Annotated in this window: 17 protein-coding genes and 1 pseudogene; 7 read left to right on the top strand and 11 right to left on the bottom strand. The window is 64.2% G+C overall.

The genetic code is table 11. The features are described from left to right. The first annotated feature begins 40 nt into the window (after window positions 1-40). Window positions 41-1,513, top strand: coding sequence for an AMP nucleosidase (gene amn / locus SFA35_RS22905; protein WP_320572986.1), 1,473 nt, complete (start codon window positions 41-43; stop codon window positions 1,511-1,513). A gap of 128 nt (window positions 1,514-1,641) precedes the next feature. Then, on the top strand, window positions 1,642-2,202 hold the full coding sequence (locus SFA35_RS22900) for a pseudouridine synthase (protein WP_320579195.1): 561 nt from the start codon (window positions 1,642-1,644) through the stop codon (window positions 2,200-2,202). 6 nt (window positions 2,203-2,208) lie between these two features. Here the strand turns inward: SFA35_RS22900 and SFA35_RS22895 are convergent, their stop codons facing one another. Further along, window positions 2,209-2,409 (bottom strand): DUF2788 domain-containing protein, encoded by a 201-nt coding sequence (locus SFA35_RS22895; protein ID WP_320572984.1) that lies wholly within the window; start codon window positions 2,407-2,409, stop codon window positions 2,209-2,211. Between the two features lie 7 nt (window positions 2,410-2,416). After that, window positions 2,417-2,896 carry an Lrp/AsnC family transcriptional regulator gene (locus SFA35_RS22890; RefSeq protein ID WP_320572982.1) on the bottom strand — a complete coding sequence of 160 codons (480 nt, stop codon included), beginning with the start codon at window positions 2,894-2,896 and terminating at the stop codon, window positions 2,417-2,419. A gap of 460 nt (window positions 2,897-3,356) precedes the next feature. On the opposite strand from SFA35_RS22890, the gene SFA35_RS22885 reads away from it, so the two are divergent. Next, complete coding sequence (locus SFA35_RS22885) at window positions 3,357-4,343, top strand: DUF6515 family protein (RefSeq protein WP_320572980.1); 987 nt, start codon at window positions 3,357-3,359, stop codon at window positions 4,341-4,343. On the opposite strand, the gene SFA35_RS22880 is transcribed toward SFA35_RS22885, so the two are convergent. Then, window positions 4,336-5,241, bottom strand: coding sequence for a cation diffusion facilitator family transporter (locus SFA35_RS22880; protein WP_320572978.1), 906 nt, complete (start codon window positions 5,239-5,241; stop codon window positions 4,336-4,338). The two genes, SFA35_RS22885 and SFA35_RS22880, sit on opposite strands and share 8 nt — an antisense overlap. A gap of 7 nt (window positions 5,242-5,248) precedes the next feature. Beyond that, a complete protein-coding gene (locus SFA35_RS22875; RefSeq protein WP_320572976.1) occupies window positions 5,249-5,668 on the bottom strand; it encodes a polyribonucleotide nucleotidyltransferase in 420 nt (139 codons plus the stop codon). A 117-nt stretch (window positions 5,669-5,785) separates the two neighbouring features. Between SFA35_RS22875 and hrpB the strand changes: the two genes are divergently transcribed. Next, window positions 5,786-8,308 (top strand): ATP-dependent helicase HrpB, encoded by a 2,523-nt coding sequence (hrpB, locus tag SFA35_RS22870; protein WP_320572974.1) that lies wholly within the window; start codon window positions 5,786-5,788, stop codon window positions 8,306-8,308. Between the two features lie 122 nt (window positions 8,309-8,430). Here hrpB and SFA35_RS26840 read toward each other — a convergent pair. The 5 genes and pseudogenes from SFA35_RS26840 to SFA35_RS22850 all read right to left on the bottom strand — a co-directional run. Beyond that, window positions 8,431-8,517, bottom strand: a pseudogene (locus SFA35_RS26840) (ABC transporter ATP-binding protein); the annotation flags it as partial. Window position 8,518: 1 nt separating this feature from the next. Next, window positions 8,519-9,739, bottom strand: coding sequence for an MFS transporter (locus tag SFA35_RS22865; protein WP_320572972.1), 1,221 nt, complete (start codon window positions 9,737-9,739; stop codon window positions 8,519-8,521). 184 nt (window positions 9,740-9,923) lie between these two features. Then, complete coding sequence (locus tag SFA35_RS22860) at window positions 9,924-10,160, bottom strand: hypothetical protein (protein WP_320572970.1); 237 nt, start codon at window positions 10,158-10,160, stop codon at window positions 9,924-9,926. Window positions 10,161-10,193: 33 nt separating this feature from the next. Continuing rightward, window positions 10,194-10,862 (bottom strand): hypothetical protein, encoded by a 669-nt coding sequence (locus SFA35_RS22855; RefSeq protein WP_320572967.1) that lies wholly within the window; start codon window positions 10,860-10,862, stop codon window positions 10,194-10,196. A gap of 63 nt (window positions 10,863-10,925) precedes the next feature. Continuing rightward, on the bottom strand, window positions 10,926-11,633 hold the full coding sequence (locus SFA35_RS22850) for a glycerophosphoryl diester phosphodiesterase membrane domain-containing protein (protein WP_320572965.1): 708 nt from the start codon (window positions 11,631-11,633) through the stop codon (window positions 10,926-10,928). Between the two features lie 202 nt (window positions 11,634-11,835). Here SFA35_RS22850 and SFA35_RS22845 point away from each other — a divergent pair, with 202 nt between their 5' ends. From SFA35_RS22845 to SFA35_RS22835, 3 genes are all read left to right on the top strand, one after another. After that, on the top strand, window positions 11,836-12,579 hold the full coding sequence (locus SFA35_RS22845; RefSeq protein WP_320572963.1) for a DUF2076 domain-containing protein: 744 nt from the start codon (window positions 11,836-11,838) through the stop codon (window positions 12,577-12,579). A gap of 128 nt (window positions 12,580-12,707) precedes the next feature. Next, on the top strand, window positions 12,708-13,187 hold the full coding sequence (locus SFA35_RS22840; protein WP_320572960.1) for an NYN domain-containing protein: 480 nt from the start codon (window positions 12,708-12,710) through the stop codon (window positions 13,185-13,187). 32 nt (window positions 13,188-13,219) lie between these two features. Continuing rightward, complete coding sequence (locus tag SFA35_RS22835; protein WP_320572958.1) at window positions 13,220-13,828, top strand: 3'-5' exonuclease; 609 nt, start codon at window positions 13,220-13,222, stop codon at window positions 13,826-13,828. A 3-nt stretch (window positions 13,829-13,831) separates the two neighbouring features. On the opposite strand, the gene SFA35_RS22830 is transcribed toward SFA35_RS22835, so the two are convergent. Together SFA35_RS22830 and SFA35_RS22825 are read right to left on the bottom strand one after the other, a co-directional pair. Further along, entirely contained in the window at window positions 13,832-14,113 is a 282-nt protein-coding gene (locus SFA35_RS22830; protein WP_320572956.1) for a type II toxin-antitoxin system RelE/ParE family toxin, read from the bottom strand. Beyond that, window positions 14,088-14,339, bottom strand: coding sequence for a CopG family ribbon-helix-helix protein (locus tag SFA35_RS22825; protein ID WP_320572955.1), 252 nt, complete (start codon window positions 14,337-14,339; stop codon window positions 14,088-14,090). The genes SFA35_RS22830 and SFA35_RS22825 overlap by 26 nt, the downstream gene beginning before the upstream one ends. Window positions 14,340-14,406: the final 67 nt, after the last annotated feature.

Genomic DNA, 14,406 nt, shown 5'->3' with positions numbered 1-14,406 from the left:
GGCAAGATGGAGCCTTGCAAGCCAGACAGGATGTGCCCCCGTGACCCCAACTGCCGAAGCCTTCGTCGTGGTAGAAACCGCCGAGCAAGCCGTCGATCGTCTTGCCGCGCTGCACGACCAGGCAACCACTGCCCTGAGCGCCGCGCTCAAGCGTTATCTCAAGGACCGCAGCGAGCCCGATGCGGCCCAGCGCGCCCTGTTCTACTACCCGGAACTGCGCCTGACCTATCGCCACAGTGGCGAGGTTCCGTCGACCACCCGCGCCTATGCCAAGGTCAACGTGCCCGGCACCTATTCGGTGACCGTGACCCAGCCGGCGGCCTTTCGCAATTACCTGCTCGACCAGCTGCGCCCGCTGATGCGCGACTTCAGCGTGGTCATCGAAGTGGGCGTCAGCCAGCAAGCCATTCCTTATCCCTACGTGGTCGAGCAAGGCGACGAGTTGGCCGGCAGCGGCGTCACCGCTGCGGCGCTGGCGCGAGTGTTCCCCAGCACCGACCTGTCGGCGGCCACCGATGGCATCGCCGACGGCCTGTACGACTGGGCCAAGGCCGACCCCCTGCCGCTGGCGCTGTTCGACGCCGCGCGGGTCGACTTTTCCCTGCGCCGCCTGATCCACTACACCGGCAGCGACTGGCGCCACGTGCAGCCCTGGATCCTGCTGACCAACTACCACCGCTATGTCGACCAGTTCGTCATGCACGGCCTGGAACAACTGCAGAACGACCCGCGCTTCGTGCGTCTGGTCATGCCCGGCAACGTGGTCATCGAAAAAGGCATGGACAGCGGCGAAGCCCAGGCGCTGGTCGCCGGGGTGGTCTGGCACCGCTACCAGATGCCGGCCTATCACCTGATCGCCGCCGACGGCGACGGCGTGACCCTGGTCAACATCGGCGTCGGCCCGTCCAACGCCAAGAACATCACCGATCACCTGGCGGTGCTGCGTCCGCACTGCTGGCTGATGATCGGCCATTGTGGCGGCCTGCGGCAGTCACAGACCATCGGCGACTACGTGCTGGCCCACGCCTACATGCGCCGTGACGGCATTCTCGATCGCGTGCTGCCGCCCAACATTCCCATCCCGGCGCTGGCCGAGGTGCAGTTGGCGTTGCACGAGGCGGCCGCGCACATCACCGGCGAGCGCGGCGACGAGCTGAAGAAGCGCCTGCGCACCGGTACCGTGCTGACCTACGACGATCGCAATTGGGAGCTGCGCTGGGCGGAGGAGCGGCCGCTGATCAACCTGTCGCGCGCCGTGGCCGTGGACATGGAAAGCGGCACCATCGCCGCCCAGGGCTACCGCCTGCGAGTTCCCTACGGCACCCTGCTGTGCGTCTCCGACAAGCCACTGCACAGCGAGATCAAGCTGCCGGGCTCGGCCAACGCGTTCTACAACCGTGCGGTCAGCCAGCACTTGAACATCGGTATCGCCGCCCTCGACCTGCTGCGCAACCAGCTCAACTCGTTGCATTCGCGCAAGCTGCGCAGCTTCGACGAGCCGCCCTTCCGATAAACTGCCGGGTGGTTGCTCAAACTGCAGGGGCGCTCTAGCATGGGCGCCCCTGCGCTGCGAAGCCTCGTACCATGTCTCTGCCTCCCCGACCCCGCCGTCCAGCCGGCAAGCCCGGCGCTGCCCGCCGCGTGGCCAAGGCGCCGCCCGCCGAGCCGCGGCTGATCCTCTTCAACAAGCCGTTCGACGTGCTGACCCAGTTCAGTGACGGTGACGGCCGCGCCACCCTCAAGGACTACATCGACGTCCCCGGCGTCTATCCCGCCGGGCGCCTGGACCGCGACAGCGAGGGCTTGCTGCTGCTGACCAACGACGGCCAGTTGCAGGCGCGCATCGCCGACCCCCGGCACAAGCTGGCCAAGACTTACTGGGTGCAGGTGGAGGGCGAACCCGACGAGCAACAGCTGCGCCAGCTGCGCGAAGGCGTCGAGCTCAACGATGGCCTGACTTTGCCGGCGCAGGCGCGGCTGCTCGAGGAGCCGGAGCTGTGGCCGCGTGACCCGCCAGTGCGGTTTCGCAAGAGCATTCCCACCCATTGGCTGGAACTGGTGATCAAGGAAGGGCGCAACCGCCAGGTGCGGCGCATGACCGCAGCCGTCGGGCTGCCGACCCTGCGCCTGGTGCGGGTGCGCATCGGCGACTGGACCCTCGACGGGCTGGACCTGGGGCAATGGCGCGAGGTCCGGCCCTGAAGTCGATCAGTGGCCCAGGCTGGCGACGACGATTTCCTTGATGACGAAGGCCACCACCCCGAGCCCGAGCACGCCGAACAGGATCAGCGTGCCGTAGCGCCCAGCCTGGGACTTCTTCGCCAGGTCCCAGACGATGAACGCCATGAAGGCCACCAGCAGGCTGATCAGGCCGATCATCATCCAGTGTTCGAATACTTGCGGGTCCATGGCGGCCTCAGGTGCGCAGGTGGGTCAGGGGCAACTCGGTGCTGGCCAGCACCTGGTTGAGCACGAAGCTGGAGCGCACGCTGGTCACGCCTTCGATGCGCGTCAGGTGGCCGAGCAGCAGCTTCTGGTAGTGGTCCATGTCCGGCACCACCACCTTGAGCTGATAGTCGGCCTCCATGCCGGTCACCAGGCTGCATTCCAGCACTTGCGGCAGCGTGCGGATGGTTGCCTCGAAATGCTCGAAGCGCTCGGGGGTGTGGCGGTCCATGCCGATCAACACGTAGGCGGTCAGGCTCAGGCCGAGCAGCTTGCGGTCGAGCAGGGCCACCTGGCGGGTGATGTAGCCGTCGTCTTCCAGCTGTTTGACCCGGCGCGAGCAGGGGGAGGGCGACAGGCCGATGCGTTCGGCCAGCTCCTGGTTGGAAATGCGCGCGTCGCGCTGCAATTCCGCGAGAATACTCAAGTCGTAGCGGTCAAGCTTGCTCATCGGTCAGGCCTTTCATTTTTATATTGCTGCGAATTATCCGTCCTAAGCGAAAAATTGCGCAAGCGGTGTTTATTCGAGCAATCTTCGCAATCTTTAGCTAGTACCGCAGCGTTATGCTTTTACCCAGAATCACTGCCCGGACACGAGTCCACTGCAGCAGGCCCAAGCAGGCCGGCTGCGGCCACCGCCCCTACCGGGGCTTACTGGCCCCCGGGCTGCACCCTGCCCAGAAGGCGGCGTGAAGTGAGCCGACGTCACAAGCGTCGTGCCAGGACGAAGTTCAGAAGAGGGGGCCGACGGGCCCCCTTTTTTTATGCCGATTTCTCGCTATATGAAATTTTTTCGGCTGCCGATACCCTTTTCAGACAGACTGATAGAGTGGCGCGCGAACCGGATCCGGCTTTTTCAGTCTTATGGCCAATGGTCTCGTAAACAGTTCCCCCATCCGATGAGGATAAGCATGAAGTCGCGCATCTGGCGTGTGGCAGGTGTTGGTTTGCTCTGCCTGAGTATCGGCGCCCCCGCCTTGGCTGAAGGTCCCCAGGACCCCAATGGCGGTGGCCAGGGGCACGGGCCGCAAGCTCAGCCGCAAGGGCAGCCCCAGGGCGGCCAGCAATGGCGTAATAACGGCCCCGCACAGCAACAGCGCCCCCAGGGGCAGCCGGGCTTTCAGCAGCAACAACAGCAACAACAACAACAACGTATTCAACAGCAGCAGGTCCAGCAGCGCGAGCTGCCGATCCAGGGCAAGCCTGACGCTGTGCGCCAGACCCAGGAGCCGGTGCGCGGCAACTGGAACGACCGGCGCAATGATGGCAACAATCATTGGCAGGCCGGGGCGCCGCAGGGCAACTTCAATAACAACAACCGTCCGCACGGCAATGGCTGGGGTCCTGGGCCGCAGTATCGTCCCGGGCAGATGATCGACCGCTTCCCCGACCGCTATGACCGGGTGCCATGGCGCGGCCAGGATTACTACTACTCCGGCGGCTACTGGTATCGCCCGCAAGGCCCGCGCTACGTCGTGGTGGCCCCGCCCTATGGTGTGCGCACCCACTACCTGCCTGACTATGCCCAGCAGTTGTGGATCGGCGGCGCGCTGTTCTTCGTCGCGGCCGGGACCTACTACCAATACATGGACACTACCCAGGACTACGTCGTGGTCAATCCGCCGGTTGACCAGCCGGTGGTACAGCAGCCCCAGGTTATCCAGCAGCAGATCGCCCAGCCGGCGCCAAACAATGGCTATGACGTCAACTTCTATCCGGCCAACGGCCAGCCGCCGGAGCAGGTCGCTCAGGACCGCTACGACTGCCAGCGCTGGGCAGCCCAGCAGAGCGGTTTCGACCCGGCCGCCGCCAGCTACGCGCCGGCCCCGGAAGTGGTCAATATCTATCGGCAGAACATGGGCAACTGCCTGGTCAGCCGCGGCTACAGCGTCAACTGACCGGAGCGTTCGCGGCGTTCTTCAGCACTTCCTTGGGGTCGGCGTGCACCAGCACCTCGGCCTTGGGGAATTGCCGGTTGATCGCCGCTTCGGCCTGGTCGCACAGGGCGTGCGCCGCCGACAGGGTCAGATGCCCGGGCAACTCCAGGTGCAGTTGCACGAACCAGTGGTTGCCCGACATGCGCGTGCGCAGGTCATGGGCGCCAAGCACCCCGGGTACGGCGCAGGCGAGGGCGAGCATCTGCTCGCTGACGTCGGTGGGCAGCTCCTGGTCCATCAGGATCGCCGAACTCTCCTTGGCAATGTGCAGCGCGCTCCAGAGAATGTAGGCGGCGATGGCCAGCCCGAACCAGGCGTCCAGCTCGGCCCAGCCGAAACGGGCCAGCAGCAGGGCAACCAGAATGCTGCCGTTGAGCATCATGTCCGAGCGGTAGTGCAGGGAGTCGGCGCGCACCGCCGTGGAGCCGGTCTCCTTGATCACCTTGAACTGCAGGGCCAGCAACGCCGCCGTGAGCGCCAGCGACAGCAGCATGACGATGATGCCGATGCCGGCCTGGCCCAGAGGCTGCGGGTCGTGCAGACGCTCGACCGCCTGGTAGCCGATCAGCACCGCACTCACCGCGATGAACAGCCCCTGCGCCATGCCCGCCATGGCCTCGGCCTTGCCGTGGCCGTAGCGATGGTCGTCGTCGGCAGGGCGCAGCGCGTAGTGCACCGCCAGCAGGTTGAGGGTCGAGGTGGCGCCATCGAGCACCGAGTCGGTCAGCCCGGCAAGCATGCTCACCGAGCTGCTCATCCACCAGGCGAAACTCTTGGCGACGATCAGGATGCAGGCCACCGCCACCGATGCACGAGTGGCCAGGCGTAACAGTCGTTCATGCTCGGGGGTGGTGACCATGCAGACCTCAGGCGGCAGGAACCAGGCCGTAGGCTGCCAGTTGCTCGACGCTGCCACGGTGCTGGATCAGGCGCGGGTCGTTGAGCGGCAGGCGCTGGCCCAGTTCGGTTTCGAGGATGGCTTGCAGCTTGACGTTGTCGACCTTGCCGTCGACGCCCACTGCTTCGTGCAGTTTTTCCGGCGAGACCTGGGCAGTCTTGCCGTGGGGCAGGTAGATGGCGCCGGTGGTGAAGTCGACGCCGAAGGCGATCAGCCCGGGGATGATATAGAACAGCAGACCAATGGCGTCGAGCACGGCGATGCCTGGGTCGATACGGCCGTCGATCTGGCCGCGGCGCTCGGGGTAGAAGATGGCCCCGCAGGCTGTCAGTTGACCGAGCAGGGCGGCAACGACGACGCCACCGATAATACGCGAAGGTGTACGCATGAAAATCTCCTGAGAAAGAATGCCACGATACAAGCAAATGGCCTAGGGCGACACTTCAGACCGTGTCCTTGAGCTCGCGGTTCGCCGTTATACTGCGCGGCTGATCCAGGAGCCACCATGAAAGCGTTGCCAATCGATGCGGTACTGCCCGCCTTGCGCCAGGCCCTTGCCGAGCGCCACGAAGCCGTGCTCGAAGCGCCGCCGGGCGCGGGCAAGACCACCCGCGTGCCGCTGGCCTTGCTCGATGAGCCATGGCTGGCCGGGCAAAGCATCCTGATGCTCGAGCCGCGACGCCTGGCGGCACGCGCGGCGGCCGAGCGCCTGGCCAGCGAACTGGGCGAGAAGGTCGGCGAAACGGTCGGTTACCGCATCCGTCTGGAGAGCAAGGTCGGCCCGCGTACGCGCATCGAGGTGGTCACCGAAGGTATCCTGGTGCGCCGCCTGCAGGACGATCCGGCGCTCGAAGGCGTCGGCCTGGTGATTTTCGACGAATTCCACGAGCGTTCGCTGGACGCCGACCTGGCCCTGGCCTTGAGCCTCAATGGCCGCGAGCTGCTGCGCGACGACCCGCCGCTGAAAATCCTCTTGATGTCCGCCACCCTCGAGGGCGAACGCCTCTCGGCGCTGCTCGACGATGCGCCTGTGGTCAGTAGCGAAGGGCGCATGTTTGCGGTGGCGATCCGCTGGGGGCGTAACCTGCAACCCGGCGAGTTCATCGAACCCAGCGTGGTGCAGACGGTGCTGGAGGCCTTGCGCGACGAAAGCGGCAGCCTGCTGGTGTTCCTTCCGGGCCAGGCGGAGATTCGGCGGGTCCACCAGCAACTGCAGGATTCGCTCGGCAGTGCCACTGACGTGCTGCTCTGCCCGCTGCATGGCGAACTCGATCTGGCCGCCCAGCGCGCCGCCATCGACCCGGCGCCCGCCGGGCAGCGCAAGGTGGTGCTGGCGACCAATATTGCCGAGACCAGCCTGACCATCGATGGCGTGCGCGTGGTGGTCGACGCCGGGCAGGCGCGGGTACCACGTTTCGATCCGGGCAGCGGCATGACCCGCCTCGATACCCAGCGCATCTCCCGCGCCAGCGCCACCCAGCGGGCTGGTCGAGCCGGGCGCCTGGAGCCGGGCGTCTGCTACCGGCTGTGGTCCGAGGCCCAGCACCAGCAACTGGCGGCCTACGGCACGGCCGAAATTCTTCAGGCCGATCTGGCCGGGCTGGCCCTGCAGCTGGCGCGTTGGGGCGTGCAGCCTGAGCAGCTGCATTGGCTTGACCAGCCCCCCAGCGCCGCACTGGCCCAGGCACGCGACCTGCTGCAACGCCTCGGTGCCGCGCTCGATGACGGTCGCCTGACTGCCCATGGCCAGGCCATGGCCCAGGTGCCGGCCCATCCGCGCATCGCCCATCTGCTGTTGCGCGGCCATGAACTGGGTCTTGGCGAGCTGGCCTGCGAGGTCGCAGCGCTGCTGGGCGAGCGCGACATCCTGCGCGGCGGCGGCGCCGATCTGCACAGTCGGTTGGCCTTGCTGTCAGGCCAGCAGAAGGTCCAGCGAGGCGGGCAGGGCGGGGTGCAGCGGGTTCGTCAGCTGGCGCGGCAGTACCGTGGCTATCTGCGCGGCGCGTCGGCGCAAGCGGTGAGCGACCCGCAACATCCGCGCTGGCTCGGTTGCCTGCTGGCACTGGCCTACCCTGACCGGATCGCCCAGCAACGCCGCGCCGGCGGTGCCGAATACCGCCTGGCCAATGGTCGCGCGGCGCTGTTCGGCGAGGCCGACGCCTTGATGAAGCACCCCTGGCTGGTCGTCGCCGACCTCGGCAGCCGGCAGGGCCAGCGCGAAGAGCGTATCTACCTGGCGACGGATTTCGACCCGCAGTTGTTCGAGGGCGTACTGGCCGACCAGGTGCGCGTGCTCGACGAACTGGAGTGGGACGAGCGCGAAGGCGTGCTGCGCGCCGAGCGCCAGCGCAAGGTTGGCGAACTGGTGCTGGCCACCGAGCCATTGACCGGCCTGGACCCTGACGCGCGCAGTCGCGCGCTGGTGCAACTGATAAGACGAAAGGGCCTGGAACTGCTGCCGTGGACGCCGGCCCTGCGCCAATGGCAGGCCCGCGTGGCGCTGCTGCGCGCCCTCGACCTGCAGCGCAACGCTGAAAGCCCCTGGCCGGATCTCAGCGACAGCGCTTTGCTGGCCACGCTGGAGAACTGGCTGCAACCGTATCTGAACAACGTCAGCCGCCTCAGCCACTTCGCCTCCCTCGACCTGTCTTCGATCCTGCACAACGCACTGCCGTGGCCTCTGCCCCAGCAACTGGAAGAGCTGGCGCCAAGCCATATCACCGTGCCTTCAGGCTCGTCGGTCAAGCTGGACTACAGCGAAGTACCGCCGATACTCGCCGTGCGCTTGCAGGAATTGTTCGGCCTGGCCGACACGCCACGCATCGCTGGAGGGCGCCAGGTCCTGAAGCTGCACCTGCTGTCACCGGCACGCCGGCCGGTGCAGGTGACACAGGATCTGGCGAATTTCTGGAGGAGTACCTATCTGGAAGTGAAGAAGGATCTGAAGGGGCGGTATCCCAAGCATTACTGGCCGGATGATCCGTTGGTGGCGGAGGCGACGGCGCGGGTGAAGCCTCGGGGGACTTGAGTCGACTCCGGAGTTTTCCACGTGGAAGTTCGTTGTTGATAACGAATAAATGGGCAACAACCTCATCTGGTCCAAGAATCTGGGACGGGTTTTCAAGGGGGCAATGGCCAGCGCCAGGCCCGTGCAGTCGAGCCCGAGAACAGCGGCCTGCCGTCTGGCAGGTGCAAGGTCAGGTCCTTGACGATCAAGGTGACGTTGTCGCTACTCATTTCAATCTCTTCCCGAAACCAGGATGACCCAGCTCAGGACCAGCGCACCCACGCTCAACGAGGCCAGCAGCAGATTGCCCAAGCCGCCGATAACCCCGCCCAGCAATGCCGTGACGGCTGCGGCGCCGGCAGCCAGTGAAGCGGCGATACCCAGCACCGTGCCTCGCAGGCTTGACTGCTCGCATGCCAAGGCATGCCCGATCAAGGCGGTGTAGGCTACTCCGTAGGCGATTGCAGCAAGCGCGCCGAAAACCAGCGCAAGCGAATTGTCGAGCGTTGCCGCTATCAGTGCGCAGCTCACCGCCAGCGTGGGGATGGCAGCGCGTGCGATCCTTGGCGCTGGATACCGGGTTTGCAAAGCTCCGGCCACCCAGATGAAGGCGATGCACATGCCGATCCCGACCACTGCCAGCATTAGGCTTATCTTGCCTACCGGCTGGCTTTCGAAAGCGAGCATCCAGGGCAGGTACTGGTAGAAGAGGTTCCAGCCGATTTGCAGCCAGAGCAGTGCAAGCAATGGTCTACGCGTAGCTGGCGAGGTGAAACCGTTCAAGATCTGCCTGATCAGCGATGGGCCCGTTGTTGCAGCCGGAGTTGGTGTAGAGGGCAGTAAGAAAGCCATCAACAGGCACGCCACGCTGAGGGTGAGCGCGACCTGCAACGGCAGGAGCAGGCTTGCTCCCAAGGTATGACTTGCCAGCAGGACGCCCGTGAGCGCGGGACCGGCGAAAAAACCCGCAGTCATGGCAAACATTACCCAGCCAATGCGTTTCATTGCGCTTTCGGGGGTCTGGACCAACATGGCCTGTGCCACCGGGACGCTCCCGGCGAAGGTGCCTCCCAGCAAGCGTCCGACGATCAGCAAGCCCACGCTGCCCAGGCTCACGGCCCAAGTGCTCAGAGCATACCCGGCGACCGACCCTGCGACCGCAAGCACAAGTGTTGGGCGCCGCCCGATGCGGTCTGAAAGCGCACCTAGCAGAGGCGCGCCCACCATCATCGCAAAGGCGTAGCCGGCCAACAGCACACCGTAGAGCAAGGCGGTCTGATCGGCATTAGGTACGCTGCCGAAAACCACCCCCGCAGGGTCGCCCGGGTCGAGCAGCATCGGTAGCATGGGCAGCAGCAATGCCGTGCCCAGGCCGTCAATGAAAATGATCAGCAGCAGGATCAAGGGCGCGGCCTTGGCGGTGGCGCGTGTCTGCGAGAGGGCAGCGGTCACGGCTGGCTCCTTGCGAAAAAGGTGCGAGTGGGCATGGTGCTATGAGCTGGACTGGGCCGGCGAATAGGTGAGCAAGCCCAGGAAGTCCTTGCCCGTTTCCACAATGTTGTCGAAGGTGTTGAAAGGCTGGGGCTTCAGCGGCTCGGGCGTAGCGTTGGTGCCGTTTGTCACCAGCAGGCCGCGATCAACGAGTAAGGCGTTCGTATGCTCGCTTCATCATCTGGTTGATGGCGTCTTTCGTAAGATGGGCTGACCAGGCAACGAGGCTCTTGCGGTCGGCGGACGACAGGCGCTTATTGCTTTCCCTGACCAATGCGATCGAGACGAGTGGCATGGTGAACTCCTTGAGCTGCCGCCCGGCAAGTGGTGCCGAGAGTAGATTTCGCTCGGTCATCTTCTTGCCCTTTTCCTGGAAGCTCAAGCGCCCGGCGCTGGGTAAATGCTACCAATGATGTCAGCGCGGCCCATCCCCCTTGGCGTCGCTCAGCAGCATGAACAGGCGATACAGGACAACTGACGTGAACAGCTGCAGGAAGCTGTTCACGCTGTCGATGGCCAGCCCGAGGAGCGGGTTGCGTGGGTCGGGGTAGAGTTGATCGCTGACGCCATTCAGCAGCCACAGCGGGGCGAGCACGGCGAGCACGCAGGTGAGGATGCGCCAGAAGTGGCCGCGGGTCATCGCGAAGCTTTCGCGGATCGCCTCCAGCGGAGTGAGGTTGCGTAGTACCAGCAGGTATTCGGAGAAGGCCAGCTTGACCATGATCCACAGCCCCGGCAGGACGAACATCGACATGCCCAGGATGATCAGCACCGTGCTGGTGCCGGTGAGCAGGGCGAACATCGGCCACAGGCGCATGGCGGCGGCCAGCAGGTTGCGCGTCAGCGGCTGCACGCCGTTGCTGCGCACGTCCATGAAGAGGATCAGCGCCGCCGTGTAAAGAGGGTAGAACAGCAAACCCAGTACGATATCGTAGACCGGCGAATGTTCGGGGCCGGCGGCGTGGTCCAGCAAGCCCTTGCAGAAGGCCTCGAGTACCACCAACGGCAGGCACAGGCGGACGATCGCAAGGATGTTGCGGCGGAAGAAATACAGCGAGTCACGCAAGACGCTAAGCGGGTTCATGGGTAAGGGTCGCAGGCGAACAAGACAGCCAAGGGGTGGCCAGCATACCCGACAGGCCCTGCGCTAGGCGACCGGTTGGTCGTCTGCAATCGCCTTCGGGCCATCGGCGGGCACATCGGGTTGCTCATCGCTCAGTTCAGTCCACAGGCGATAGGTGACCGTACTGATGAACAGCCCCATGAACAGGCACAGGCTGTCGATCACCACCGCCGGGATGAGCTGCCGAGGCCCCGGATAGACCAGATAGACGATCATCATCAGCACCATGATAGGCAGGGCGGCGCCCAGGACGCTGCCGAAGATCGGCCAGAAATGACCACGGGTCAGCCTGAAGCTTTCGCTGATTGCCTCCACCAGCCCCAGGCCTTTGACCACCAGCAGGGGTTGGGCAACCACAAGCCGTATCGCGATCCAGATGCCGGGTATGACCAGCAGCAGGGTGCCGGCCATGAAGATCAGGGCGAGCACCACCATCAGGCCGACATACACCGGCCACATGCTCAAGCTTGCAGACGCCAGCGCCTTGAAGGACGGCTGCTGGCCCTGGCGATGGGCATCGAGGAACAGGAACAGTGCGGCCGTGTACAGCGGGGTGAACATCAGGTTGAGGACGCTGCCGAATATGAGCAGTTCGCCGTCATCGTCGACCTGCTCGAGAAGCTGCGCACAGATTGCATGCAGCACGATCAGGGGCAGGCACGCCCGCGCGATCGCCGGCAGATTGTTATTGAAGAAACGCAGCGAGTCGCGGATGACGGTAAGCGGATGCATGAGACCAACCCGGGAATTTCGAACAGGTTGGCCACTCTAATTCAGCACTTGTTCCTGGCCTACGTGCAAAGTGTGTGCAGATAAAACAAGTTTCATCATGGCGGGCCATTGAAATGCCAGGGGTGGCCCCCATCACTTGATCAGGCCTGAACAGCAACCGCTGCAGGCCCCCGATTTCTACCGGCAATCTAACGAGGTCGCCATGAACAGCGATGAGCAAACCCTGATCGATGGACTGTTTTCCCGGCTGCAACAAGCCGAAAAGGATGGCGGCCCGCGCGACGCGCTCGCCGAACAGCGGATCAAGGATCACGTGGCCCGCCAGCCGTCTGCGGCGTATTACATGACCCAGGCGATTCTGGTGCAGGAAGCCGCGCTCAAGCGGATGGACCAGCAGAACAAGCAATTGCAGCAAGACCTGGCCGACGCCCGCGCGCAGGCTCAGGCGCAGCCCGCTGCGCAACCGCAAAGCGGTGGTTTTCTCTCCAATCTGTTTGGCGGCGGCTCGCGTGACCCGGCGCCAGCACCGGCACCGTCTTCCGGTGGCGGCTGGCGTGAGCCGGCTCGCCCGCCTGCCTACGGTGGCCAGCCGCAGCAGCCGCAACAACCGTATTACCCACCACAGCAGCCAGCGGCCGCGCCGGCGGGCGGCGGCTTCATGAGCGGTGCGCTGAAGACGGCTGCGGGCGTGGCCGGTGGCGTGATGCTGGCCGAAGGGATCAGCAGCCTGTTCCACCACAACCAACCGCAGGAAATCGTCGAAGTCATCAAGGAAGAGCCAAGCCAATTCGCTGGCAACAACAATGATGACTGGGGCAATGGCGATCAGCGCAATGTCGGCAACGACTCCTGGGCCAACCAGGATCCGGGCGGGTTCTCCAACACCGACTTCAACAGCACCGATGATGGCGGTGGTTTCTTCTCGGACGATGACGACTACGTCTGATACATCCGATCACGCTTTCGCACCTCCCTCCGTCGCCGCGCTGAGCCTTATCTCAGCGCGGCCACGTCGACGCTGGCATACTGGGCCTTTGACACGGCCCGAGGGTATGGGCGCCACGAGGAAGCGCGGTGAGAAAGATCGCAGTGTTCGCCGATGTGCAGAACCTCTACTACACCGTCCGCCAGGTGCATGGCTGCCATTTCAACTATGCCGCCCTGTGGGCCGACATTCGCCAGCGCGGTGAAATCGTCGAGGCCTACGCCTATGCCATCGACCGCGGTGACAGCAAGCAGCAGCAGTTCCAGCAGATCCTGCGCAACCTTGGTTTCACCGTCAAACTCAAACCCTATATCCAGCGCAGCGACGGTTCGGCCAAGGGCGACTGGGATGTGGGCATCACCATCGATATCATGGACGCCGCCGATCACGTCGACGAAATCGTGCTGGCCTCCGGTGATGGCGACTTCGATCTGCTGCTTGAACACGTCATCAGGAAACACGGGATCGAAGCCGTCGCCTACGGCGTTCCCGGTTTGACCGCCAACTCGCTGATCCGGGCCGCCAGTCGCTATGTGCCCGTCGAAGGCGCGCTGCTTTTGAAGCACTGATCAAAACATGACCACCTCGGGATACTGCTGTCTTGGAACGCATCGCTGTCATCGACTTTGAAACCACCGGCATCACGCCGAACGCCCGCTGCCGCGCCACTGAAATAGCCGTGGTCATGCTGGAGGGTGGGCGCATCGTCGACCGCTTCCAGAGCCTGATGAATGCCGGCCTGCCTGTGCCGGGCTTCATTACCGGGCTGACGGGCATATCGACCGCGATGGTGCGCAACGCGCCGCCCGCTGCCGAAGTCATGGAGCAGGTCGGCGAATTCGTCGGCCATACGCCCTTGCTGGCCCACAATGCCTCGTTCGACCAGCGCTTCTGGGATTATGAAATGAGCCTGATTCGCCGTGAGCGCGTGCAGAAATTCGCGTGCTCGCTGCTGTTGTCCCGGCGCCTGATTCCGGCAGCGCCCAATCACAAGTTGGGCACGCTGAACACCTGGGCCCGCCTGCCGCATACTGGCCAGGCTCACCGGGCGCTGGCCGACGCGGAAATGGCGGCCAACCTGACCCACTATCTGGCGACCGAGCTGCGCCAACGCCACGGCCTGCCCGAGGTCTCGCATCACCTGTTCTGCACTTTGCAGAAGGTGCCGGCGGCGAAGATTGGCGATGCGTTGAAGAAGTATCGGCTCTGAAGGTCAGTGACGGTCGGCGTTTTGGTGGATGATGCGATAGACCACCAAGGTTCCTGCTACCAGGCTGTAAATTGCTCTGTACGGGTACTGGCGGAATATCAGCTCTCGGCAATCGGCAATTGCCGAGGCGTTGCCCAGATGCGGGAAGTTTTCGAGCGTGGTCAAGCGCTCGAGAATGTGCGCTATCGCTTGATCTGCGGCTTTGCTGCCAATCACCGGCAGGTAGTAGTCGAAGATGCCGTCCAGGTCGCTCCTGGCCTTACTGGTCAACTCGATTTTTGGCACGTTCCGCCCAATCCGCTTTTACCAGTTCAAGGTCGGTCAGGTTGCCTGCCTTCGCGTCCGCTATGCCTTCCGCGACAGCAGCCACGTGCCATGCTTCAGTTTCCAGGTAGCGGGTCAATGCGCGTTTGAGATGGTACTGCCGGTCGCGGTCGGTTGCCGCAGCAAGTTGGTCGAGTTGAGCCACGAGATGCTCCTCCACACGGAACGATATAACGGGTGAGGCCATGCTAGCTGCTCCAACATGATTGTCTACGTTGTATACATTGCAGCTTGTGTATACCAGATGGCAAGCC

Source organism: Pseudomonas sp. HR96 (assembly GCF_034059295.1).
GTDB lineage: Bacteria > Pseudomonadota > Gammaproteobacteria > Pseudomonadales > Pseudomonadaceae > Aquipseudomonas.
This window is presented reverse-complemented; position numbering and strand designations above follow the sequence as displayed.

Coding starts and splice junctions, on each gene's coding strand:
- SFA35_RS22890 (WP_320572982.1), bottom strand. CDS start 2,896: ATGAGCAAGCTTGACCGCTACGACTTGAGTATTCTCGCGGAATTGCAG.
- SFA35_RS22895 (WP_320572984.1), bottom strand. CDS start 2,409: ATGGACCCGCAAGTATTCGAACACTGGATGATGATCGGCCTGATCAGC.
- hrpB (WP_320572974.1), top strand. CDS start 5,786: ATGAAAGCGTTGCCAATCGATGCGGTACTGCCCGCCTTGCGCCAGGCC.
- SFA35_RS22825 (WP_320572955.1), bottom strand. CDS start 14,339: ATGGCCTCACCCGTTATATCGTTCCGTGTGGAGGAGCATCTCGTGGCT.
- SFA35_RS22855 (WP_320572967.1), bottom strand. CDS start 10,862: ATGAACCCGCTTAGCGTCTTGCGTGACTCGCTGTATTTCTTCCGCCGC.
- SFA35_RS22880 (WP_320572978.1), bottom strand. CDS start 5,241: ATGGTCACCACCCCCGAGCATGAACGACTGTTACGCCTGGCCACTCGT.
- SFA35_RS22845 (WP_320572963.1), top strand. CDS start 11,836: ATGAACAGCGATGAGCAAACCCTGATCGATGGACTGTTTTCCCGGCTG.
- SFA35_RS22885 (WP_320572980.1), top strand. CDS start 3,357: ATGAAGTCGCGCATCTGGCGTGTGGCAGGTGTTGGTTTGCTCTGCCTG.
- SFA35_RS22875 (WP_320572976.1), bottom strand. CDS start 5,668: ATGCGTACACCTTCGCGTATTATCGGTGGCGTCGTCGTTGCCGCCCTG.
- SFA35_RS22850 (WP_320572965.1), bottom strand. CDS start 11,633: ATGCATCCGCTTACCGTCATCCGCGACTCGCTGCGTTTCTTCAATAAC.